The organism is Nocardia sp. PE-7 (assembly GCF_030486425.1).
In the GTDB taxonomy this organism is placed as follows: domain Bacteria; phylum Actinomycetota; class Actinomycetes; order Mycobacteriales; family Mycobacteriaceae; genus Nocardia; species Nocardia salmonicida_A.
This window is the reverse complement of the sequence record NZ_CP129614.1, coordinates 6,932,947-6,956,972: the sequence shown is the minus strand read 5'-3', so window position 1 is coordinate 6,956,972 and position 24,026 is coordinate 6,932,947. Positions and strand designations below refer to the sequence as shown.

The following is a 24,026-nucleotide window of genomic DNA, read 5'->3' as shown; positions in this document are numbered from 1 at the left end:
GTGCGACTTTCGTAGTGAAAGTCGCAGCGCGACCGCTAGTCTCGGAGTTCCGGCACCGGGAGGATGTCGGACCACCAACACATCGGGATGGGATCACATGTATCTGGACTTGCTGACCACGGCCGCACTCGTCGATCCGCACATGTTCACCAGCAGTTTCGACACCCTGGCCAGTTCGGACGCGGTCAACACCGCGATGGAACTCGCGGCGAAGAAGAAAAAGAAGAACAGCAGTTTCCTGATCATCGGCGGCATCTGCTGCCTGGTGATCGTGGTGCTCATCGTCGGCGGCATCTACCTGCTCAAGAACAAGAAGAAGGACGACCAGCCGCCGCACAACGGTGGTCAGCCGCCGTTCAACGGCCCGCAGGGTGGTCAGCCGCCGTACGGTCAGCCGCCCTACGGCCAGTCCTGACCCGGAGGACTCGCGGCGATCCCCTCGGTCGACGAGGCGACCCCGCGAGTCCTCGAACGAGCACCCGTTCGCCGGGACCAAGAGCCGTAGTCCCCCCGGGAAACCTCGATACGGCAGAGTGTTGAGCGTGCAGCTGATACTCGTGCGTCATGCCCAACCCGAACGCGTGGTCGGCGACACCGCCGCCGCCGACCCCGGCCTCACCGACATCGGCAAACTCCAAGCCGACCGTGTCCCCGCCGCGCTCGCCCCCCACGACATCGTTCGCGTAGTCAGCAGCCCCCAGCGCCGCGCCCGCGACACCGCGCTCCCCACCGCGACCGCCCGCGACCTGCCCGTCGAGGTCATCGACGACCTGGCCGAATACGACCGCGACTTGCCCGCCTACATCCCCATCGAAGACGCGAAAACCGAATTCGCCGAGGCCTACGCCCGCATCAAAGCGGGCCACCTTCCCGAGCAGATCGACGGCCCCGCGTTCACCGCGCGAGTGCTGGCCACCATCGACAACCTGGTCTCCGCGGCAGCACCCGAAGACACCGTCGTAGCCTTCGCCCACGGCGGCGTGATCAACGCCCTCCTGGCCGACATCCTGACCCTCCCCCGCCCCCTGACCTTCCCGATCGACTACTGCTCGATCACCCGAATCCTCTACTCCCGCACAGGCACCCGCACGGCCGCCACCATCAACGAAAACGGCCACGTGTGGAACCTGTTGCCAAGAGCCCTGTCCCGAACCACCCCCTGACTCCGCCACAACCACACACTCCCAGCAACACCCCCACCCCCGACTCCGCCATGCCCGAACACCCCAGCCACACCGCCCACCCCGAGCCCGCCATGACCGCACACCCAGCCCCCACCCGCGACCCCTAGGGAGCGGCGGCCACGAAGTGGCCAGTCCGCGGCCGGGTCGCCGGTCAGGCGCCGTTGCGTAGGCGACGAAGGAGCAAGCAACGGCGCCTGACCGGCGACCCGTGGTGGCCGCGGACCCGCGCGCGCCAGCGCGCCAAAAACACAGCCCCAACACACAAAAGAACCCGGCACCACCGCAGCGATACCGGGCCCCTCACAGAAACACTCAGGCCTGCTGAGCGATCCAGTTGTGCATCCAGGTGATAGCGGTCTGCCCGCCACCCACCGAGTAACTGCCGTACAGCGTGTGCGCCTGCGAGCGATAGAACTGCTCCAGATCCTTGGCCCGCTTCTGATTAGCGGCATCGGTCAACTGCGACTGCAACGTCGGCACCCCACCGTGCGACATCAGGTCGGTGACGATGGCCCCGGCCTCGAGCTGGTAGCGCCACAGGTTGGCCGGATTCGCATCCGAACTCTGCGCGAGGAACCCGGCGAACCGCGTCACGAAGTCGTCGGTGGCGGTCGCGCAGTACAGATCGTCGACCGCGCAGATCGTGCGCGTGCGATCACTGAGCCAACCGAACCCACCCGGCCGGGCGCCACCGGCACCGGCGCCCGGGGCGAACGGGCCGACCTGCACATCGGTCGGCGAACGGCGCGGATCGGAGATGAGGCCGACAGCGGCGACCCGGTCCTGTGGGATCGGGCTGATGCCGGTGCCGATCTCGGCGGCCAGATCGCCTGCGGCGTCGGCACCCTGGCTGTAGCCGACGATCGCGGCCTTGGTGTTGCCGCAGGCGGCCAGCTTCTCGCTGATCAGCCCGCGGGCGGCGTCGACCGCCTGCTTCTTGGAGTTGCCGTAGACATCGCCTTCCCAGGGGAAGGCGGTGGCGGCATAGGTGACGTAGTCGACGTCAGTGCTTCTCGGCAGGCCGTTGGTCACGCCGGCGAGCATGCCGGGGCCGGGGGCCTTCTCGTGGCCGGTTTCCCAGGTGCCGGGAATGGCGACCACATACAGACTCGGGCAGGCGGGCGCCGCGCTGGCGCTCGTGCTGCCGACAACAATTCCGGACACCATCGCGGCGGACGCTCCCAGAGCCGCGACAACCTTCTTCACCTGCATACCGCTCCAGTTCACCTTTGCTCGTCGATGTGAGAGCAGACCCCGAATATTGACGTTGTGGCCCCAGACCTCGCCGCGAATCACAATAGGCGTACGAGCGATCCCGTGCCACACGACCTCTCGATTTTGTCGCCGAAATTACCGGCGGATCGAGCAGGGCCACGCACTGGAGACGGGATGTCGGCGGCAGGTCACCGCCGACACATCCCCCGTTGGCCGAACTCACACCTCCAGGTCTTCTTCGATGCCCTTGAGCTTGTGCCGCGCCAGCGCCAGATTGGACCGGGCACGATCGAGGGCGAGGTAGAGAAAGAGCCCTTTGGACTTGCGCCCCGTCATCGGGCGGATCAGGTGGTACTGCGTGCCGAGGGTGATCAGGATGTCCTCGATGTCCTCGTTGAGACCGAGCTGCTCGATGGTGCGCATCTTCGCCCGCACCACCTCGGTATTGCCCGCCGCGGCGACCTGCAGGTCGAGCGACTTGGTGCTGCTGAGCATTCCGAGCGCCATCCCGCTGCTGTAGTCGACGATCGCGGCGCCGATCGCGCCTTCGACCACCATCATGTCCTTCAGAGCCAGATCCATATTCGACATATCGTGCCTTTCATTCGTCGATCTTCGCCAGGTCGTTCCCGGGCGAGTGCGCCGCCGCCAGATGGCCGGCGATGGCGCGAGCTACAGGTCGCGACTCCAGGTGGAGCCGACCGACATTCACTTCTGGTCCGGCGAGCACGGTCAACGAGGTGTAGCCGGCGGCGTAGATCACCACCTGCCCCTCGGTGCCGTGCACGACGACTTCGCTGAACCCGCCGCCGTGCGCGACGTTCGCCAGCCGATACGACAGCGACAACTGCGCGGCCGACAGCGCGGCCATGCTCGCGGGTTCCAGATGGACCGGCAGGTCGTGTTCGATGAGCAGCCCGTCGCTGGAGGCCACCAGCGACCCGGTGAGCTGAGGTAGCCGCTCGCGCAACGCCTTCAATTCGGCCAATACGGCCGGATAGTGTTCGGGCGCTTTGTGTTCGGGCACCCGGGGTTCGGGCGCGGTCATCGCCGGTTTGGTCAACCTTCCCCTCCAATCACCGAGCAGCTTCTTCCGCACGGTCACGCAAGCTCCTCCAACGCCGCCCTGAGCCGGATGAGTGTTTCGCGGTCGACCTGCCGCCAGCGTTCGGGTTCCGCTCGGCCTCGGTCTCCGCGGTGTCGGGCGGTCGCGGTCGCTTCCTCGTCGATCGCGTGCCTGCCCGCTCGTGCACCCGTCTCCTGCTGGGAACGGGTCGGTCCCGCGCTGCCGGGGATACGTCTGGGCAGCGTGGGCACGGATGTTGTCGACAGTGTCGAGTTTCGGTGGTCGGCCGGTTCCGGGGCGAGGGCGAGATGACGTCCGCGCTGCGGTTGTTCGGTCGGGACGGGCTCCGGGGTCTCGATCAAGCCCGCCGCGGTGAGGTCGCGAACCGCGACGAGGCAGCCGTAGGTGGTGCGGCCCAGATCGCGCGCGATGTCGGCGATGCTGCGGCGGGTATCGGCGGCGGCGAGGACTTCGGCCTGACTTCCGGTGATCACCACCCGGTTTCGCTTGACCCGGCGGGCCGGAACCACCGGGACCGTGGTGACCAGGTCGGGCGACCACGGACCGTGGTCGTTGTCGTTGCGACGTTCGCATTCGTGCACAAGCGCGCGCGGGGCGATATGGCAGACCGGGGCCAGCCAGTGTTCGGGTGTCGGGCGGAATTCCGGCTCGCCCGCCGAGGCCAGCAAAAAGTAGGCAGCGTCGAAGACCGACAGCAGCGCAAGGGTTTCCAGTTGCGGCTGTTCCAGCAGCGGACCGGGATCGCCCGCGCCCGCGCGGCGCCAATCCTCCGCTGTTGCCACCCCGGCTTCGACCACCAATCGGTCGAGTCCGATGGTGCGCCCGCAGCCCACCGAGGCGATAGCGCCACGGACCAAGTGGAATTCGCCGTCCCCGGCCCGCAATACTCCGGTAGACCCTTCTTCGCCGAGCCGATGCAATTCATCGGCGAGCGCGACACTCATCGGCTCCCGCCCGTCAAATCTTCCAGTGCCGATCTGAGTTGATAGCGCGCCATCCCGAGATTCCCTGTATCGCCGTCGAATACGACATGCATGAACAACCTGCCGTCGAAGTCACCGTCTACCAGGTGTAAGAGATGGAACCCCCTGGTCCGGCACACCACCATCTCGGTGAGGTCGTCATCGGAGCTCCCCAGTGCCGGGCACCCGAGCACGGCTCGGACCACATCGGTGGTCCCCGCTGCGTCCTCGTGCTCGTCGACGCCCTGGTGTTCTCCGGCGGCGGCGACAGCCAGCCCGCTCGCCCCGTCCACCAGCGTCGCGCTGCGCGCTCCGGGAATATCCATGATGCGTTTCAGACACCCATCAAGCGAATTCACCGAGCCCCCGACCGTCATCGACTATTGATCGAGACGAGACGTTATACCCCGCCGCTATTCTCCGCATCTTGAACGCCGGAAAATTGCTGCCGCACAATATGTTTGCTGATGGTTGCTGGAAAACCGCTCGGTATCAATACTTTTCAGTAACTTCGGTGATCATTCGCTGCCCGTCGCCATAACCGGTGATCACTCACCTTTTCCACCCTCCAGCGATCATCGGGCGAACTGACGAATCAGCGTCTTCGCAGACCTCGCCTGACTCGGCGCACACCACTGCCACACCGATGTGCTCGGGGATTGCGCGATCAGCCCGCCGCGCGGCGGTACCAGGTTTCCGCTTCGCGGTGGGCGCCTTGGGATTCCAGCAGCGCCGCGAGGTTGGCCATGGCACGGGGGTGGCCGAGGTCGGCCGCGCGCCGGAAGCAGCGGCGGGCCTCGGTGGTGGCGCCGCGGTGGCGCAGCAGGATGCCGAGGTTGTTGACGGCGTCGATGTCGCCGTGGTCGGCGGCCTCGCCGTACCAGGCTTCGGCGTCGTCGAGGCGGTGCTGGTCCTCGAAGAGCCGGGCGAGGTTGTACATGGCGTCGACGTGGCCCGCCATGGCGGCGTGGTGGTACCAGGTCTCGGCATCGCGACGGTCACCACACTGGTAGAGCATGGTGGCCAGATTGAACATCGCGTTGCAGTTGCCCGCGGCCGCCGCACGGCGGTACCAGGATTCGGCCTCGTCGAGTTCACCGAACTGGTCGAGCAGGACGGCGAGGTTGTTCATCGAGCGCGTGTGGCCCGCGGCGGCGGCGCGCCGGAACCAGTGCTCGGCCGCCTCGAAATCGCTGTGGTCGTGGTAGAAGTGGGCGAGATTGTGCATAGCGGTACCGTCACCACGCTCTGCGGCGCGACGCAGGTTCGCCAACGCTTCCGGCGGCAACGGCACAGCTCCCCCTCGGATCTTCCCGTACACCTCGACACGGAAAGTCTATGTGCTGCAGGGAAGATCAGCCATGTCGTTTGTGTAGCCATCGAAACCATCGAGTAACTTGCTCGTTCAGCCCCCTACGCATCCCCTCGGCAACACGAAAGCGCCCGCGGACTCGAAAGTCCGCGGGCGCCTCGGTGTTACGCGATCAGCGCTGGGCGACAGCTGTCGGGGGGATCGGCGCGGGCAGCGCGGTCTCACCCTCGAGGAACTTGTCGACAGCCGACGCGGCGGCGCGGCCTTCGGCGATGGCCCAGACGATGAGCGACTGGCCACGGCCCATATCGCCGGCGACGAAGACGCCGGGGATGTTGGTGGCCCAGTTCTTGTCGCGCTGAACGTTGCCGCGACCGTCGTAGCCGACACCGAGATCGGTGAGCAGGCCCGGCTTCTGCGGGCCGACGAAGCCCATGGCCAGCAGGACCAGGTCGGCTTCGAGGGTGAAGTCGGTGCCTTCGACCTTCTCGAAGCGGCCGTTGGCCATCTTGACCTCGTGGGCGTCGAGACCGGCGACCTTGCCGTCCTTGCCGACGAACCGCTCGGTGTTCACCGAGAACAGACGTTCGCCGCCCTCTTCGTGTGCCGAGGCGACCCGGTACATGAGGGGGTAGGTCGGCCACGGGGTCGAGCCGGCGCGCTCCTCGGGCGGACGCGGCATGATCTCGAACTGGTGGACCGACTCGGCGCCGTGGCGGTGCGAGGTGCCCAGGCAGTCGGCGCCGGTGTCGCCGCCGCCGATGATGATGACCTTCTTGCCCTTGGCGTGGATCGGCGGCAGGCCGTCCGCGTCGGCGATGTCGTCACCGAGCTGCACCCGGTTGGACAGCGGCAGGAACTCCATCGCCTGGTGGATGCCGTCGAGCTCGCGGCCCGGGATCGGCAGATCGCGGGCGATGGTGGCGCCACCGGCCAGCACGATCGCGTCGAAACGCTCACGCAGCTGCTCGGCGGTGATGTCGACACCGACGTTGACGCCCGCCTTGAAGATGGTGCCTTCGGCTTCCATCTGGGCCAGACGACGGTCGATGACCGACTTCTCCATCTTGAATTCCGGGATGCCGTAGCGCATCAGGCCGCCGATGCGGTCGTCACGCTCGAACACGGTCACGGTGTGGCCGGCGCGAGTGAGCTGCTGGGCGGCGGCCAGACCGGCCGGGCCGGAGCCGACGACGGCGATTTTCTTGCCGGTGAGACGGGTCGGGTACACCGGGGTGACCCAGCCCTCGTCGAAGGCGTTCTCGATGAGTTCGACCTCGACCTGCTTGATCGTGACCGGCTCCTGGTTGATGCCGAGCACGCAGGACGCCTCACACGGAGCCGGGCACAGGCGGCCGGTGAACTCCGGGAAGTTGTTGGTGGCGTGCAGGCGGTCGATGCCTTCGCGCCACGCGCCCTTGTAGACCAGGTCGTTCCATTCGGGAATCAGGTTCCCGAGCGGACAGCCGTTGTGACAGAAGGGAATGCCGCAGTCCATACAGCGGCTGGCCTGGGTCTTCAAGGTGTCCTGGGAGAACTTCTTCTCCTCGTAGACCTCTTTCCAGTCGAGCAGACGCAGCTCGACCGGACGACGGGCCGGGGTTTCCCTCGAGGTGTGCTTCAAAAATCCCTGTGGGTCAGCCACGAGTTGCCCCCGAATGTTCACAGTGCGGTGTCGACGTCATCTCTAAAACTCCTTGTCTACCCACGAGCCGCCTCCATGATCGCGGTATCCACGTCCTTGCCTGCCTTCTCGGCTTCGGAAATGGCGAGTAGAACCTTCTTGTATTCGCGGGGCATGACCTTCACGAAGTGGTTCACCTGCTGGGACCAATCGCTCAGGATGCGTTCGGCCACAGCCGATCCCGATTCGTCGCGGTGGGTCGCGATGATGTCGCGCAGCCAGGTGAAGTCGTCACCGGAGAGCTGCTCGATCGCGTCGACCTGATCCGGGTTGACCCGGCCGGGCAGCTTGCCCTCCGGGTCGTAGACGTAGGCCACGCCGCCCGACATACCCGCGCCGAGGTTGCGGCCGGTGTCACCGAGGATGACCACGCGGCCACCGGTCATGTACTCGAGCGCGTGGTCGCCCACACCCTCCACGACCGCGGTGGCGCCGGAGTTACGAACGCCGAAGCGCTCGCCCGCGACACCGTTGATCAGGATGCGACCGCTGGTGGCGCCGAACATGATCACGTTGCCCGCGATGATGTTGTCCTCGGCGACGAAGGCTTCCGGTGCGGATGCCGACGGACGGACCACGATGTGGCCACCCGACAGACCCTTGCCGACGTAGTCGTTGGCGTCACCGAAGACCCGCAGCGTGATACCGGCGGGGACGAACGCGCCGAAGCTGTTGCCCGCCGAACCGGTGAAGGTGATGTCGATGGTGTCGTCGGGCAGGCCCGCGCCACCGTAGAGCTTGGTCACCTCGTGGCCGAGCATGGTGCCGACCGTGCGGTTCACGTTGGTGATCTTGGTTTCGATCTTGACCGCCTGGCCACGCTCGAGCGCGGGGGCGCTCTGCGCGATCAGCTCGTTGTCGAGAGCCTTGTCCAGACCGTGGTCCTGGGTGGTGGTGCACCGGGTGTTCTGGTTCATGAACGCCGTTTCCGGCATGTCCAGGATCGGCGACAGGTCCAGCTTCGCGGCCTTGTAGTGCTGCTTGGCCTTGGCGGTGTCGAGCAGGTCGACCCGGCCGACGGCCTCGTCGAGAGTGCGGAAGCCCAGCTCGGCGAGCAGCTCACGCACCTCCTCGGCGATGAACATCATGAAGTTCTCGACGAATTCCGGCTTGCCGGTGAAGCGCTCGCGCAGCACCGGGTTCTGGGTGGCGATGCCGACCGGACAGGTGTCGAGGTGACACACGCGCATCATGACGCAACCCGAGACGACCAGGGGCGCGGTCGCGAAACCGAACTCCTCGGCGCCGAGCAGGGCGGCGATCATCACGTCGCGGCCGGTCTTCATCTGACCGTCGACCTGCACGACGATGCGGTCGCGAAGGCCGTTGAGCAGCAGGGTCTGCTGGGTCTCGGCCAGGCCGAGCTCCCAGGGACCACCGGCGTGCTTGAGCGAGGTGAGCGGCGAAGCACCGGTGCCGCCGTCGTGGCCCGAGATGAGCACCACGTCGGCGTGTGCCTTCGAGACACCGGTGGCGACGGTGCCGACGCCCGGCTCCGCGACGAGTTTCACGTGAATCCGCGCCTGCGGGTTCGCGTTCTTCAGGTCGTGGATCAGCTGGGCCAGATCCTCGATCGAGTAGATGTCGTGGTGCGGCGGCGGCGAGATCAGGCCGACGCCCGGCGTGGAGTGACGCACCTCGGCGACCCACGGGTACACCTTGTGCGCGGGCAGCTGGCCGCCCTCGCCCGGCTTGGCGCCCTGGGCCATCTTGATCTGGATGTCGGTGGCGTTGGTGAGGTAGTGCGCGGTGACGCCGAAGCGACCCGACGCGACCTGCTTGATCGCCGACCGACGCCAGTCGCCGTTCTCCTCGACCTCGAAGCGAGCGGGGCTCTCACCGCCCTCACCGGAGTTCGAGCGGGCGCCGATGCGGTTCATCGCGATGGCGAGGGTCTCGTGCGCCTCGGCAGAGATGGAGCCGTAGCTCATCGCACCGGTCGAGAAACGCTTCACGATCTCGCTCGCGGGCTCGACCTCGTCGATGGAGATCGACGCGCGCTGGTTCGACTTGAACTTGAACAGGCCACGCAGCGCCGCCAAGCGCTCGGACTGGTCGTCGACCAGCTTGGTGTACTCCTTGAAGATCGAGTACTGGCCGGTGCGGGTCGCGTGCTGCAGCTTGAACACCGTGTCCGGGTTGAACAGGTGGTACTCGCCCTCACGACGCCACTGGTACTCGCCGCCGACCTCGAGCTCGCGGTGCGCGCGCTCGTTGCGGTTCTCCAGGAACGCGACGCGGTGGCGGATGGCCACCTCTTCGGCGATCTCGTCGAGACCGATGCCGCCCAGCGGGGAGCGCAGGCCGGTGAAGTACTCGTCGACCAGATCCTGGGCCAGGCCGATGACCTGGTACAGCTGGGCGCCGTTGTAGGAGGCGAGGGTGGAGATGCCCATCTTCGACATCACCTTGAGCACGCCGTTGCTGGCCGCGGTGCAGTAGTTCGCGACGGCCGTGCGGAAGTCGGCGGACAGATCGCCGGTGCTGCCCGGAATCTGCAGCGAACCGCGCTCGAGCATGTCCTCGATGGTCTCGAAGGCCATGTACGGGTTGATCGCGGCGGCGCCGAAACCGATCAGCAGGGCCATGTGGTGCACCTCGCGGGCGTCACCGGCCTCCACGACCAGGCCGACCATGGTGCGGGTCCGCTCGCGCACCAGGTGGTGGTGCACCGACGAGGTGAGCAGCAGCGACGGGATCGGCGCCAGCTTCTCGTTGGACTCACGGTCGGAGAGCACGATGATGCGCGCGCCGCCGTCGATGGCGGCCGAGACCTGGGTGTTGATGGCCGCGAGCGCCTTGCGCAGACCCTCGCCGCCCTCGGCGACCGGGTACAGACCGCGCACGACCACCGAGCGCAGGCCCGGCTGGCTGCCGTCGTCGTTGATGTGGACGAGCTTGGCCAGCTCGTCGTTGTCGAGAATGGGCTGTTCGAGCGCGATCATGCGACAGGAGTCGGGGCCCGGGTGCAGCAGGTCGGCCTCGGGGCCGAGGTTGCGCTTGAGGCTGGTGACGACCTTCTCGCGGATGGCGTCGAGCGGCGGGTTGGTGACCTGCGCGAACAGCTGCGAGAAGTAGTCGAACAGCAGACGCGAACGGTTCGACAGCACCGCGATCGGGGTGTCGGTACCCATCGAGCCCAGTGCCTCGCCGCCGGTCTTGGCCATCGGCGTGATCAGCAGGTTCAGGTCCTCGGTGGTGTAGCCGAAGATCTGCTGACGGATCAGCACGCGGTCGTGCGACATGTGCACGTGCGGGCGATCGGGCAGATCGGCCAGCCGGCTCACGCCCGCGTCGAGCCACTCCTGGTACGGCTGCGCCGCGGCCAGCTCGGACTTGACCTCCGAGTCGGTGACGATGCGCCCCTGCTCGGTGTCGACCAGGAACATCTTGCCCGGCTGCAGGCGGATCTTCTGGACCACGGTCGCGGGATCGATGTCGAGCACGCCGACCTCGGAGGCCAGCACGACGAGACCGTCTTCGGTGACCCAGATGCGACCGGGGCGCAGACCGTTGCGGTCGAGCACGGCGCCGATCTTGGTGCCGTCGGAGAAGCACACCGCCGCCGGGCCGTCCCACGGCTCCATCAGCATCGAGTGGTACTCGTAGAACGCGCGCCGCTCGGGGTCGAGGTTCTCGTTCCGCTCCCACGCCTCGGGAATCATCATCATGATGGCGTGGTGCAGTTCGCGACCGCCCAGGTGCAGCAGTTCGAGCACCTCGTCGAAACGCGCGGTGTCGGAAGCGCCGGGGGTACAGACCGGGAAGATCTTCTGCAGACGGTCCTTGCCCGCTTCGTCCTTGCCGAACACGTCGCTGCGCAGCAGCGCCTCACGGGCGCGCATCCAGTTCTCGTTGCCGGTGACGGTGTTGATCTCACCGTTGTGGGCGACCCGGCGGAACGGGTGCGCCAGCGGCCACGAGGGGAAGGTGTTGGTGGAGAAGCGCGAGTGCACGATGCCGATGGCCGACTCGACGCGCTCGTCCTGCAGGTCCAGGTAGAACGCACGCAGCTGGGGCGTGGTGAACATGCCCTTGTAGATGAAGGTCTGGCCGGACAGGCTCGGGAAGTACACCGATTCCTTGCCGACGGTGCCCTCACCGGGGCCTGCCTTGCCGAGCTCGTGCTCGATCCGCTTGCGGATCACGTAGGCGCGACGCTCCAGGTCCATGCCGGAGAGCTGCTCGGCGGAGTTCTTCGGCGAGCCGATGAAGATCTGCCGGAAGGTCGGCATGGCATCGCGGGCCAGCGCACCGAGCGAGGACTCGTCGATCGGCACCTCGCGCCAGCCGAGTACGGCCAGGCCCTCTTCGGTGACGATCTTCTCGACGCCGTAGGCGGCCCGCGCGGCTTCGCGACGGGCCTGCGGCAGGAAGGCGATACCGGAGGCGTAGGAGCCCTCCGGCGGCAACTCGAAGGGGGCGGCACTTTCGGCGATGATCGCGCGGAAGAACTTGTCCGGGAGCTGGATCAGGACGCCCGCGCCGTCGCCGGAGTTCGGCTCGGCACCCGCAGCACCGCGGTGCTCCAGGTTCAGGAGGGCCGTAATGGCCTTGTCGACGATGTCTCGACTGCGTCGTCCATGCATGTCGGCGACGAACGCGACGCCGCAGGCGTCGTGTTCGAATGCCGGATCGTAGAGCCCGGTGACTCCGGGTGACCTGTGGCCAGGAAGTTGCGTCATGCCTCTGCCTTCAAGAAAGTCGGCTGTCGATGTCGGCCACCCAGCAAGCTGAGCGTGGGCCCTTCGTCGTTTCGCCTCCGTCAAGACTGCGTCCGTACGATCCGAAACCAGCGACGGTGGTGGTTTGCGGCGTTGACGTAGTTGGGGTGCTCAGAGGTAACGGGATGCTTACTTCTCCCTTACCTCTGCGCGGGGTTTCACCCGCTACTCTTGGCCCGGTTTCACCGGACCTCGAACAGGTGGTTGGCCGAACATGGGTGCGTTCGGCGTAAGAGCAAACGATAAGTCAGACCGCAGACCCAACCAACTAAGGTTGTGCTAAGTAACCCGTCTAGCTGGGGTTTGTAACGGCTGCTTGCATCGTCGCGCGCGTCGTCCAGTGTAAAGCAGACTGGGGACCGGATCGATCCCGGACAACCCGTTCCTACCTGCGTGAACACCGTGGACGAGCAGGCTCGGATCAGCCGCCGACCCGGGGTCGAAAGCTGAACTCACCTGCACCGCAGCAGATTTCCCTGCAGATGCCCTGGTCAAACCTCCCACCTCCGCTAACCGGGGGTGGGGACTGTGAGATATTCCCGACACGGGCCCCCACAAGCGCGCCAGTCAGCCGACCGTACGGTCTGTATTGCGAAATGTGCGCCACAGCACACCTCTGGCTAACTCTTGGCAGTGTCGTTCGACACAAATCGGGCGCGGACGGCGGTGGAGCCCGGCTCGCCGCGCACGACACGCCGAGGCGGGCACGGAAATGTCTCGGTCCACGCGATGGCAGGCCGCACTCGATTGTGAGGCTGACCACAAGCCGCACCTCGGCACTCGGTGTGTCGGTGTCCGGCCTGTCACGCTGACACAACGAATCCATGCCAGTTTCGCCATGCCTACCAGTTTCGCCATGCCCAGTGGAGCGCACGACCCGGGGAGAATTCATGACCGGCTTACTCACCTGGCTCGGCGGAGGCCTCGCCTCGCCTCGGCGCCGGGACCCTGAAACGGGTGCTGACCTGGCTCTCAGCCATGAACAAGGCCGCTATCTCGTCACCGGCGCCGCCGTGTCGTCGTTCGCGCTGATCGCCGGTCTCGTCGCGTTGTGCGCGCTGCTCGCCGCCGATGTCGGTGTGCTCGGCGCGGTGCTGTTCGCGCTGGTCGTCGCGGGCGCGGTGGGGGCGCTCGGGCGGGCGCTGGCCACCACTCGTCCCGGGGCCGACGATGACCGGTTCGGAGTCGCGGCCCGGATCGGGGTGGGGGTGCTGGCGGGGGTGTTCGTCGCCGAACTCGCCGCCACCGTGCTGCTCGGCGGGACCGTCGACCGGGAACTGGATGTACGCGCCCAGGCCGGCGCCGAGAGCGCACCCGCTGTGGTCGCCGCCCGCACCACCTTCGACCTGGCCACCGCCGACCGTGCCGCGCTCGACCTGAGCATCGCCAAGTCGCAGGCCGATATCGACCGCGCGCTGGTGATCGCCCGGTGCGAGTACAACCCCACGCCGGAATGCCCACGGACCAGGATCACCGGGGTGCCCGGTCGCGGTCCGGAAACCCAGACCGCCAACGACATGCTCGACGACGCCCGCAAGCAGCTCGCCACGGCGCAGGGCCGCGTCGAGGGCCTCGACCAGCGGGTTCGCACCGAGTCCGCCACCCTCGCCGCCGCGCGGACCAGCGCGATCGCCGAGGCCGACCGTGGTCTCGGCGCCCGCTGGCTGGCCATGAACAGCTACACCGCTTCGCACGCGGGGGCCGCGGCGTTGCGACTTCTCGTTCTGCTCGCGGGGATCGTGGTGGCCCTGCTGCCGCTGCTGTTGCGCTGGTGGCGCGGGGAAACCTCGCTGGACCGCCGGGTCGACGCCGCGGACGTGGCCGATCGGGCCCAGCGCGAAGCCGACGCGGCCATCGCGGTGAAACGCGCCGAGGTTCGCACCGAGACGGCCGCATTGCGCGCCGAACACGAGCTCACCGCCGCGCAACTGGCCATCGAAGCCGATACCGTGATCGATCGAGAACGTCAGCGCACCAGGATCATCGCCGCGATCGGCGGTTTCGAGCTCGGGTTCTCCGAGCCGCATCGAAAGGACGACTCCGTGTCTCTGGAGCCGAACGTGACATCGCAGCTGCCCGCCGGTTATGCCCAGCACGCGCTGCCCACCGGTCCCGCCGGGGCGCTCGTCCCCGCGCACCAGGCCCCTGTTCAGCAGGCCCCCGCGCCCGCGCCGACCAGCGGTGGCGGCCTCGAGCTGCCGATCATCGGAACAGTGCCGTTCACCGACACCGCGGCCCGCTGGATTCGGCCGCTGGTGCCTTCGTTCGTCGCCAACGCGTTCGACTCGGCCACGCACCCGATGCGGACCGCGCGACAGGCATTCGAAGAGGTCGAAGAGGTGACGTTCACGCTGCGCCGCTCGCGCAAGGTCACCGTCGACACCCAGGATTCCTCGGCACAGCAGCAGGTTCCCGCCGGTTACCAGCTGCAGGGACAGCCCGCGCAGGGTTACCTGCCGCCCGGCGCCTACCCGCAGCAGCAGTACCAGCAGCCGTACCAGCCCTATCCCCAGCAGATCGCCTCGAACGTGGTCGACGCGCCGTCGAGCCGGTTCCACCCGGACCCGCGTCAGTACCCATCGGCGCCGACCTACACCGCACTGCCCGCCGGACAGGGCAACGGTCTGCCCGAGGCGCAGGGCCACGGTGAACTCCCCGGCGGCGGCGCGGGCGAGCTCCCCGGCGGCCGTCGTCAGCTGCCGCCGGCCCGCTGATCGCACGGTTCGGGACAGCAGGCAGCGCCCGCTGTCCCGAACTCGCGCTCAGCCACGCGTGGTCTTCGTCCGGACCGCGCTGTAGGCCGCGAACAGCAGCACCGCGACGATCCCGACCACCGTCAGATGGATGCCGCTGACGAACGCCTGATTCGCCGAGGACAGGAACTCCTGTGCCACCGCGGAGGGCAGCTCGGCGGCCACCTCGACCGCGCCACTGAGCGAACCCGACGCGGTCGCCACCGCGTCGTCGGGTAGCAGAGACAGGTCGAGACCACGCCGGAAGATCGCCATCACGGTGCTCCCGAGCAGGGCCACACCGAGCGCGAGACCGGTCTCGTAGGCGGTCTCCGAGATCGCCGCGGCCGCACCGGCACGTTCGGCCGGAGCCGATCCGACGACCAGGTCGGCGGCCACCGTCATGGCCACGCCTGCGCCCAGACCGATCCCGACGAAACCGAGCACGAACGCTTCGGCACCGCTCACCACGTCGACCGCGAGGAAGGCCGTCGTGCCGAGCGCGGTGACAACCAGCGCACCGGCCAGCACGACCGTCGCACGCCAGCGCCGCACGAGTAGGGCGGCGGCCAGCGAGCCGAAAACGCTCGCCGCGAGTCCGGGCAGCATCAGCAGACCCGCTTGCAAGGGTGTGCGGCCGAGCACCAGCTGCAGATACTGCGAGCCGAAGAACAGCACGCCTGCCAGCGCGAACACCGCGAGCAGGTTGGTGAACACCGCCACCCGGAACCTCGGCAACGCGAACAGCCGCAGGTCGAGCATCGGATCGGTCAGACGACGCTGCCTGCGCACGAACAGCACGGCCGAGATCACCCCGACCAGGCCGACCAGCAGCGCGCTCACCGTGGGACCGTGCGCGGCGGTTTCCTTCACCGCGTAGACCACCGGGACCAGCGCCAGCATGGACAGCAGCGCGCTGAGCGCGTCGAACCGGCCCGGATTCGGGTCACGTGATTCGGGGATGAGCAGCGGCGCGAGTGCCAGCAGCACCAGCATCACCGGCAGGTTCACCAGGAACACCGAGCCCCACCAGAAGTGTTCGAGCAGCCAACCGCCGACCAGCGGACCGGCCGCGGCGCCGCCACCGGCCATCGCACTCCACACGCCGATCGCCATCGTGCGCTGACGCGCGTCCTGGAACATCGAGCGGATCAGCCCGAGGGTGGCGGGCATCAGCGTGGCACCTGCCACACCCTGCAGTACCCGCGCCGCGATCAGCATCTCGGGCGAGACCGCCCATGCGGCCAGGGCCGAGGCGATGCCGAAGCCGACGGCGCCGATCAGCAGCAGCCTGCGCCTGCCGATCCGGTCGCCGAGGTTGCCCATCACGACCAGCAGGCCGGCGAGCACGAACGAGTACACGTCGATGATCCAGAGCAGCTGTGGGGTGCTCGGGGCCAGGTCGGCGCTGATCGCGGGCACGGCCAGGTCGAGCACGGTCGCGTCGACGGCGAGCAGCAGCAGGGCGAGGGCCAGTACGCCGAGGCCCGCCCACTCACGCGGGGTGGCGCGCGGCGGGGCGAGTGTGGTGGGGGTGTTCATCGGTCTCTCGACTTTCAGGTTGGTAAACCGTCCAGCCGGTACAGTAACAGGAAAAGCCGTCCAGACGGTACAGTGGGCACTGTGAGCCCCGGCACCCGCGATCGCATCCTCGACGCCCTGGAAACCCTGCTGCTCGAACGCGGCACGGCCCAGATGACCCTCGACAACGTCGCCGCGGCGGCGGGCGTGTCCAAGGGCGGGCTGCTCTACCACTTCAAGAGCAAGGACGCGCTGCTCGTCGGGCTGGTGCATCGACTCGGTGAGCGCGCCCGCACCCAACTCGACGAAGCCAGAGCGAGCGGGAGCTCGATCGCCGAGTGGTACCTCCAGACCCCCGACCCCACCGCGCAGGCCGATGCCGTGGAACTCGCCCTGTACCGCTCACTGCTGGCGACCATGCGCACCATCGACGCCTCGGCGGGCAGCGAACCCGACGAGGTGCAGCGCGCCCTCGACGCGGTGATGGCGGCCTGGTCGGCCAACCTCGAGACCGAGGTCGACGACCCCGTCCGCGCCGACACGATCCGCCTCGTCGGCGACGGGGTCTACCTGCGCGCCCTGCTCGGCCTGCCGCAGATCGAGCCCGCGCGCTACCGCGCCGTCGTCGACCGGCTGCTGCAGCGCTGACATTCCGCGAGCGCACGCACTGAGTGGACGCTTGTACACCGAACACCGCTGCGGATAGCCCCATGATCGCCGAGCCGGTGGAGGCTCACAAAAGCCACCGCTACCAGTTGGTATAGCCAACGGACTCACTTAGTGACCTACGCAACTCTGTGGTCCGTGGTCCTTTCGCCGGTTTACAGTTCGAGTGTGATCAACCGCGATGGATCGACACGCGCGGCGGGATCGGCGCCGTGGGGCTCCCCGCTGCTCGGACCAGCCGACGAGAAGTCGACCGCCCGGCGCGTTCGAGTGCAGTTGTTGCTCACCATTCCGCTGCTCATCGCCAATCTGATCGGTATCACGATGGTGGTGGTGCTGGCGGGCTTCGTGCTGCCGGGACCGACCGTGTTCACCCAGGAACTGCTGTTGGTCAACAGTGTCTTCACGCCGCTGTGCGCGGCCCTCGCGCTGGCGGTCGGTACCGCGTGGGGCACCGTGGCCGGTGTGCGCTCGATGGGCTGGGCCACCGATCCCGAGCATGTGCCGACGCCGGCCGAACAGCAGGTCACCGTGTCGGCGCCGCGCTGGATGGTGCTGCAGCAGGCCCTCCTGTGGACGCTGACCTTGACCGCGCTCACCATTGTCTACGGCGTACTCGAACCGGCGCTGATCCCCAAGGTCGTCCTCGCGATCGGCGCCGCGGCGATCGTGGTGTGCGCCAACAGCTATCTGATCATCGAATTCGCGCTGCGTCCGGTGACCGCGCGCGTGCTGGCCGCCGACCCGCACCGCCGCCGCGGCATCGGCGTGTTCGGCCGGACCATGCTGTCGTGGTTTGTCGGCGTCGGGGTACCGGTGACGCTGACGATGACAGTGGCGATCTGGGCGTTGGCCGATCCCGCGGTGAGCAAGGCCAGGCTCGCGGTGTGCATGCTCTGCTTCGGCGGCTCGGCACTGGTGTTCGGGTTGATCCTGATGGCCCAGGTCGTCGCGGCGACGGTGGCCCCGATCAAGGGTGTACGCCAGGCGCTGCGCCGCGTGGAGAACGGTGACCTCGACGCCGAGATCGCCCTCTACGACGGCACCGAACTGGGCGAGTTGCAGAGCGGCTTCAACACGATGGTGCACGGCCTGCGCGAGCGGGCGATGATCGAGGACCTGTTCGGCAAGCACGTCGGCCACGATGTCGCGATGGCGGCGATCGCCTCCCAGCCGGTGCTCGGCGGTACCGAGACCGAGGCCGCGGCCCTGTTCATCGACATCATCGGCTCGACCACGATGGCGGCCACCCTGCCCGCGCCCGAGATCGTCGGCATCCTCAACCGGTTCTTCGACATCGTCGTCGACGAGGTGGAACGCCACGGTGGGCTGCTCAACAAGTTCGAGGGCGACGCGGCGCTGGCCGTGTTCGGCACTCCGGCTCCGCTCGACGACCTGGCGGGGTCGGCGCTGTCGTGCGGACGGGCGATCCAGCGTCGATTGCATGGCGCGTCCGATCTCGACGCGGGTATCGGCGTCGCGGCGGGACGGGTGGTCGCGGGCAATGTCGGTACGCACAACCGGTACGAGTTCACGGTGATCGGCGATGCGGTCAACGAGGCAGCTCGGCTGTGCGAGCTGTCCAAGCAGTACGACGAACGCTTGCTCACATCGGCGACCACGCTCGCCGCCGCCGACGACGCCGAATCCGCGCAGTGGATTCCCGGTGAGACGGTCACCCTGCGTGGGCGTTTGAAGCCCACGCAGATCGCGCTGCCGAGGCTGTCCGAGCGGGCCGACAAGGGTGCCGGCACCGGGCGTGGATCCGCTGACGTTCGGTAGGGCGCAGTACGCATGACCGGGCGGTTCGGGTGGGATTGACTACACTCGGGCCCGTGCGTCCCGCCGTCGAAACGGTTGGCGCCGTCGGGGCGGGAGTCGATCCGGCACCGGTGCCTGCGCCGGTACCGCACATGCCGCCTACGGTGCCGATCCGCCCCTTGCGTTTCCGCGAATTGCTCGATGAGCCGTTCGCCCTGATCCAGGCCCATCTTCGGACCTTCGCGGTGCTCGGCGGCAGTGCGCTGGTGCTGGCGGTGCTCGGCGTGCTCGGGCTCACCGGGCTGGTTTCCCATCTCACCGACGGTTCCGACGCGGGTACCGCGTGGGCCGCGATCCTGGCCACCGCGGCAGGTGTGTGGCTGGTGCGCCTGGTCCTGCGCGGCGCGACCGTCGCCATCGGGCTCGCCGATTTCCACGGGGTGCGTTACGGCGTGCTCGACGGGTTGCGGGCCGCGGGCCGCCGGGCGATGCCGCTGGTGATTGCGCAGATCATGTTCACGCTCACCGGAATCGGGGTGCTGCTGCTCGGCAGCGTTCTGGTGATCACCTTTCCGCTCGCGCTGATCTGGCTCTCGCATGTGCGGGCGCGCCGGTTCGTCGCCGAACCGGTGATCGTCGCCGAGCAGGCGGGTTTCGGTGGAGGCGTGGCCCGTTCGAAGGAGCTCGTGCACGGTGGCGTCTGGTCGACGGCGGGTCTGTGGCTCACCCAGCGGTGCATCTTCGCCGTACTCGCGGTGCCCGCGTTCGGTATTCCGTTCTTCCTCTCCGATTTCTCCGGCACCCACCGCTGGGCCGTTATCACCCTGCTCGTCGGCGGATTCCTGCTGGTGGTGACGGTGAGCGAGATCGTCGAGGCGACCAGCCGCGTGCTCTGCTACATCAGCAGGCGCTGCGTCCGGGAAGGTATGGACATCCGAATCCCCGGTGATCGCCGGTGACCGACTCCCCCGGTGGCGTCCCACCTCGACCCAGCCTCGGCGCCGCCGCCGAACACCGCGCCGCCGCCGAGAATGCCGCGGACCGACGCGATTACGACCGCGCCCTGCGCGAACGTTTCCGCGCCGTCCTGCGCGGACTCGAACAGGACGGCAGCCTGCCGGTGCGCCGCTCGCGCACGGCGCAGGAGACCGCCGACGACGCGACCACCGCGCTCCCGCTGGAGCAATCCACCGCATTGCACCCGGCGGCACGCAGCTTCGACGAAGTCGTCTACGGCGGACGCGCGGCCACCGAGGACGAGTACCGCCGCCTCGAGTACGCCGACCGCTACTCCCAATCCGCGCCGCCGCCGGTCCTCGACCCGCTCGAGATCGAGGTCGTCGAACGAGAACCCAAGCAGCGCAGGAAACTTCCGCCGCTGCCCGGAATCCTGCGCAGCCCCCGTTTCTGGGCAACGCTGGCCGCCGGACTCGCCATCGCGCTGCTGATCTACGCCACCATGCAGTCGTGCGGCGCCCCCAACGCGCCCGACACCCCCGACCTGCCCGACCCCCCGGATCCGCCCGACAGGCCGCCGCCCGACGACAGCGACCTCGATTTCGGCAGCGGCAAGGACTCGATCTTCACCCGGCTGCCCGGCTGGCTGGCGTTCGGCGGCTTGCAGTTCCTGCTGGCCTTCGTGGCGCTGATCTGGTGGCGGGCGCGCAGGCGTGGCGCGCTGGTCGGCGAGCCGCGCCCGGTCGAGGTCGCCGCGAACGAGCTGCTCGCGGGGCAGGCGGGGCTGTACCGGCGCTCCGGCGACGTGGCCCATGTGGCGCGGATCTTGCGCGAGGCGACGCTGCGCCGGATCAGGCCACGGCTGGGCGGCCAGCTCACCGACGATCAACTCGTCGCAGTCGTGTCGAGTCGACTCGGCGTCCCCGCTCAACGGATCGGCACCGTCCTGTTCGGTGACGTGCCGGACGAGACGACCCTCAATGATGTTGCCGCACACCTCGAATGGATCGAGACGGAGCTCGGATGACAAATATTTCCAAAGACGCTGTCGCACTGGAAGCGCCGAGCGCGCAGGAAGCCGCGGCGGCGCTGGCCGCGCTGCGCACCGAGATCGGCAAGGCGGTGGTCGGCAACGACCAGGCCGTGCTGTACCTGGTGCTCGCCCTGTTGTGCCGCGGGCATGTACTGCTGGAAGGTGTTCCCGGCGTGGCGAAGACGCTGCTGGTGCGCGCGTTGGCCACCTCGCTGGCGCTCGACCACGCGCGCGTGCAGTTCACCCCGGACCTGATGCCGGGCGATGTCACCGGATCCCAGATCTACGATCCGCATTCGGCCGAGTTCACCTTCCGCAAGGGCCCGGTCTTCACCAACCTGCTGCTGGCCGACGAAATCAACCGCACCCCACCGAAAACCCAGTCCTCGCTGCTGGAATCGATGGAGGAGCGCCAGGTTTCGGTGGACGGTCAGCCGCGTGCGCTGCCCGATCCGTTCGTGGTGGTCGCCACGCAGAACCCGATCGAGCAGGAGGGCACCTATCCGCTGCCGGAGGCCCAGCTCGACCGGTTCCTGTTCAAGGTCGACATCCGCCTGCCCGACCGCGACGACGAGTTCCGCATCCTGCAACGCCACGCAGGCGGCTTCGATCCGCGTGATCTCGGCGCCGCCGGGCTGCGGCCGGTCGCCGGGCCCGCGCACATCGCGGCCGCGCGCGCCGCGGTGGGCGAGGTGGCGGTGAGCCCGGAGGTGCTGGCCTACATCGTGGATCTGTGCCGGGCCACCCGCTCCTCCCCCGCCGTCGCGCACGGCGCCTCCACGCGCGGTGCGACCGCGCTGCTGGCCGCCGCCCGTGCCTTCGCCTGGCTCAACGGGCGCACGTATGTGACGCCCGACGACGTGAAAACCGTGGCGATGGCAGTACTTCGGCATCGCTTGCAGTTGCGGCCGGAGGCCGAGCTGGACGGGGTGAGCACCGAGGGCGTGCTCTCGTCGTTGCTGGTCTCGGTGCCGGTTCCGGTCTAGCGACGTGGTGGTCACAGGCCGATTCGCGCTGCTCGCCACGGTCGCGGCGGCGGTGGTGATGTTCGTGGTGCCGACCGGGGTCGGGGTGCTCGGGGCGTGCGCGGTGCTGCTGGCGCTGCTGCTGACCGATGTCGCGCTCACCGCGCGGGCGGATTCGCTGTCGCTGACCCGCGATCCGTTGACGGTGGTGCGGCTCGGTCGCGGCACCGAGGTGGAACTGGTGGTCACCAACACCGGCCCGGCCACCGTGCGCGGCATGCTGTGGGACGCCTGGCCCGACAGCGCCCGCGCCGACATCGACGGCAGGCACCTGGATCTGGCCCCGCACACCCGAATCCGCCTGCGTACCAGCCTGACTCCGGTCTATCGCGGCGATCGGGTCGCGGGTCCGGTGACGCTACGGCTGCTCGGACCACTGGGCCTGGCCGGACGGCAGAGCCGCGTCGATGTACCTGCCAGGGTGCGCGCGCTGCCCGCGTTTCGCAGTGAGCGCCTACTGCGTTCGAAGGTGAAGCGGCTGCATCATCTCGAGGGCCGCAATGTCGCCAATACACGCGGGCAGGGCACCGAGTTCGATTCGTTCCGCGAGTATGTGGCAGGCGACGACGTGCGCAGCATCGACTGGCGGGCCACCGCACGCGCCAACGACGTGCTGGTGCGGACCTGGCGGCCCGAACGCAACCGCCACATGCTGATGGTTCTGGATACCGGGCGGGCCAGTGCGGGGCGGGTCGGCGAGGGAACTCGCCTCGACAGTGCGATCGAAGCGGCCTTGCTGCTCGGTGGGCTGGCCGCGGCGGCGGGCGACACCGTGGACCTGTTGGCCTACGACCGGCGGGTGCGCGCGGAAGTGACCGGAGTCGGCGGCAATCAGCTGCCTCTCAAACTTATGCACACCCTCGCGGGGGTTACTCCACAGCTGGTGGACACCGACACCGACGGGCTGGTCCGCACCGTGATCTCGCGGGTTCGCAGGCGGGCGTTGATCGTGTGGTTCACCAGTCTCGACGGACCGACCGTCACCGAGCACCTGTTGCCCGCGCTGCCGACGCTCACCCGACGTCATCGGGTGCTGATCGTGTCCGTCACCGATCCCGACATCGCCGCTGCTGCCCGTGATCGTTCGGCGGTCTATACGGCGGCCGCCGCCGAAACCGTGCTGGCCGAACGCGCTCTCGTGCAGGAATCACTGCGCCGGCGCGGGGTGGCCGTGGTGGCCGCGGCCCCCGATGAACTGCCGGAGGCGCTGGCCGACGAATACCTCGAATTGAAACAGTCCGGCTCGCTGTGATCTGTGGACGTCGCGAATTGTGCACAACCGCACGTGGTTGTGGATAACCGCAGTTTCCACCGGTACTCACAGTTCATCCACCGACTCGCCAACAGATTCATCCACAGGCTGGTCTGTGCACAGGTGGTTCGTACACAGGCTGGTGATCTACACCCGTGAAAGCTGCTGTCGCCGAGCGAGAATCGCGCCGAGCACGTGATACGGCGGGTAGCCGAGGGGCACCGGGCAGCGCAGCGCAGCACACATGGCCTCGACGAGCTGAGTGCCCAGATAGTGCTGTGTGGGCGGCGTGAGCGTCGGCAGCCGGGTCAGATACCGTCGCGCCGCCCCGGCCAGTTCGTCGGAGATCCCGCTCGGGTCCAGCTGCGCCGACCAGCCGGTCAACCACGGCGGCGCGACGGCCAGCGACGGCACCGGCATGGTCTGGCGGGTGTGCACAACTACCGTTCCGGCGAGCACATCGCCCACCCGCTTGCCATCGCGCGAACACAGCGACGCGACAACGGCCACCGCGCCGAACGCACCGAGCAGCCAGAAATCGACGATCGCGCCCGCGAGGCCGCGCGTGAGCGCGTGCCGGAAGTCGGTCGGCCCCGCGTCGGCCCGCACCACGCGTAACCCGAACGCCAGCTTGCCCAGCGACCGCCCGCGCGAGACGGTTTCGCTGCACACCGGATAGGCGATCAACACGGTCACCAACGTGATGACCGCCGTCACCGAGAACCAGGCGGAATCGGCATCGGTGGCGATCAGCACCAGCATCAAGACGTATTGCAGCGTCGCGGCGAGCGCGAGCTGGAGCATCAGGTCGAGCAGAAAAGCGCCCGCACGGCTGGGGATGCGCGCGATCGGGAGTTCGAGCGCTACCGCTTCGCCGGTGGTGAATTCAGCCATGTGGCTAGCATTCCCGA

Annotated in this window: 19 protein-coding genes; 9 read left to right on the top strand and 10 right to left on the bottom strand. The window is 68.0% G+C overall.

The window, feature by feature from the left end:
- The first annotated feature begins 97 nt into the window (after positions 1-97).
- Both QX204_RS32520 and QX204_RS32515 read left to right on the top strand, forming a co-directional pair.
- On the top strand, positions 98-415 hold the full coding sequence (locus QX204_RS32520; protein ID WP_056822509.1) for a hypothetical protein: 318 nt from the start codon (positions 98-100) through the stop codon (positions 413-415).
- A gap of 127 nt (positions 416-542) precedes the next feature.
- A complete protein-coding gene (locus tag QX204_RS32515) occupies positions 543-1,163 on the top strand; it encodes a histidine phosphatase family protein (protein WP_301904273.1) in 621 nt (206 codons plus the stop codon).
- 333 nt (positions 1,164-1,496) lie between these two features.
- On the opposite strand, the gene QX204_RS32510 is transcribed toward QX204_RS32515, so the two are convergent.
- The 8 genes from QX204_RS32510 to gltB form a co-directional block, all read right to left on the bottom strand.
- Entirely contained in the window at positions 1,497-2,396 is a 900-nt protein-coding gene (locus tag QX204_RS32510; RefSeq protein ID WP_301908190.1) for a cutinase family protein, read from the bottom strand.
- Positions 2,397-2,618: 222 nt separating this feature from the next.
- Positions 2,619-2,990, bottom strand: coding sequence for a hypothetical protein (locus QX204_RS32505; protein ID WP_301904272.1), 372 nt, complete (start codon positions 2,988-2,990; stop codon positions 2,619-2,621).
- 10 nt (positions 2,991-3,000) lie between these two features.
- Positions 3,001-3,504 (bottom strand): roadblock/LC7 domain-containing protein, encoded by a 504-nt coding sequence (locus tag QX204_RS32500; protein WP_301904271.1) that lies wholly within the window; start codon positions 3,502-3,504, stop codon positions 3,001-3,003.
- Positions 3,501-4,430 carry a hypothetical protein gene (locus tag QX204_RS32495; RefSeq protein ID WP_301904270.1) on the bottom strand — a complete coding sequence of 310 codons (930 nt, stop codon included), beginning with the start codon at positions 4,428-4,430 and terminating at the stop codon, positions 3,501-3,503. Before QX204_RS32495 ends, QX204_RS32500 begins: the two co-directional genes overlap by 4 nt.
- Positions 4,427-4,774 (bottom strand): hypothetical protein, encoded by a 348-nt coding sequence (locus QX204_RS32490; RefSeq protein WP_301904269.1) that lies wholly within the window; start codon positions 4,772-4,774, stop codon positions 4,427-4,429. The genes QX204_RS32495 and QX204_RS32490 overlap by 4 nt, the downstream gene beginning before the upstream one ends.
- 341 nt (positions 4,775-5,115) lie before the next feature.
- Positions 5,116-5,742 (bottom strand): tetratricopeptide repeat protein, encoded by a 627-nt coding sequence (locus tag QX204_RS32485; protein WP_056822515.1) that lies wholly within the window; start codon positions 5,740-5,742, stop codon positions 5,116-5,118.
- Between the two features lie 190 nt (positions 5,743-5,932).
- On the bottom strand, positions 5,933-7,405 hold the full coding sequence (locus tag QX204_RS32480; protein ID WP_301904268.1) for a glutamate synthase subunit beta: 1,473 nt from the start codon (positions 7,403-7,405) through the stop codon (positions 5,933-5,935).
- Between the two features lie 56 nt (positions 7,406-7,461).
- Positions 7,462-12,129 (bottom strand): glutamate synthase large subunit, encoded by a 4,668-nt coding sequence (gene gltB / locus QX204_RS32475; protein ID WP_301904267.1) that lies wholly within the window; start codon positions 12,127-12,129, stop codon positions 7,462-7,464.
- Positions 12,130-13,058: 929 nt separating this feature from the next.
- Here gltB and QX204_RS32470 point away from each other — a divergent pair.
- Positions 13,059-14,882 (top strand): DUF4407 domain-containing protein, encoded by a 1,824-nt coding sequence (locus QX204_RS32470; RefSeq protein WP_301904265.1) that lies wholly within the window; start codon positions 13,059-13,061, stop codon positions 14,880-14,882.
- Positions 14,883-14,930: 48 nt separating this feature from the next.
- On the opposite strand, the gene QX204_RS32465 is transcribed toward QX204_RS32470, so the two are convergent.
- Entirely contained in the window at positions 14,931-16,442 is a 1,512-nt protein-coding gene (locus QX204_RS32465) for an MFS transporter (RefSeq protein WP_301904263.1), read from the bottom strand.
- An 81-nt stretch (positions 16,443-16,523) separates the two neighbouring features.
- Between QX204_RS32465 and QX204_RS32460 the strand changes: the two genes are divergently transcribed.
- The 6 genes from QX204_RS32460 (at position 16,524) to QX204_RS32435 (ending at position 23,115) form a co-directional block, all read left to right on the top strand.
- On the top strand, positions 16,524-17,069 hold the full coding sequence (locus tag QX204_RS32460; RefSeq protein ID WP_301904262.1) for a TetR/AcrR family transcriptional regulator: 546 nt from the start codon (positions 16,524-16,526) through the stop codon (positions 17,067-17,069).
- Between the two features lie 186 nt (positions 17,070-17,255).
- On the top strand, positions 17,256-18,869 hold the full coding sequence (locus QX204_RS32455; RefSeq protein ID WP_301904261.1) for an adenylate/guanylate cyclase domain-containing protein: 1,614 nt from the start codon (positions 17,256-17,258) through the stop codon (positions 18,867-18,869).
- A 53-nt stretch (positions 18,870-18,922) separates the two neighbouring features.
- The gene (locus QX204_RS32450; RefSeq protein WP_301904260.1) at positions 18,923-19,807 is read left to right on the top strand and encodes a hypothetical protein; all 885 of its coding nucleotides are present in this window, start codon (positions 18,923-18,925) and stop codon (positions 19,805-19,807) included.
- Positions 19,804-20,832, top strand: a complete 1,029-nt coding sequence (locus tag QX204_RS32445) for a DUF4129 domain-containing protein (protein ID WP_301904259.1) — start codon at positions 19,804-19,806, stop codon at positions 20,830-20,832. The genes QX204_RS32450 and QX204_RS32445 overlap by 4 nt, the downstream gene beginning before the upstream one ends.
- A complete protein-coding gene (locus QX204_RS32440) occupies positions 20,829-21,824 on the top strand; it encodes an AAA family ATPase (protein WP_301904257.1) in 996 nt (331 codons plus the stop codon). Before QX204_RS32445 ends, QX204_RS32440 begins: the two co-directional genes overlap by 4 nt.
- 4 nt (positions 21,825-21,828) lie before the next feature.
- Positions 21,829-23,115 carry a DUF58 domain-containing protein gene (locus QX204_RS32435; protein ID WP_301904256.1) on the top strand — a complete coding sequence of 429 codons (1,287 nt, stop codon included), beginning with the start codon at positions 21,829-21,831 and terminating at the stop codon, positions 23,113-23,115.
- A 147-nt stretch (positions 23,116-23,262) separates the two neighbouring features.
- Here the strand turns inward: QX204_RS32435 and QX204_RS32430 are convergent, their stop codons facing one another.
- Positions 23,263-24,009, bottom strand: coding sequence for an RDD family protein (locus QX204_RS32430; RefSeq protein ID WP_301904255.1), 747 nt, complete (start codon positions 24,007-24,009; stop codon positions 23,263-23,265).
- Between the last annotated feature and the right edge of the window lie 17 nt (positions 24,010-24,026).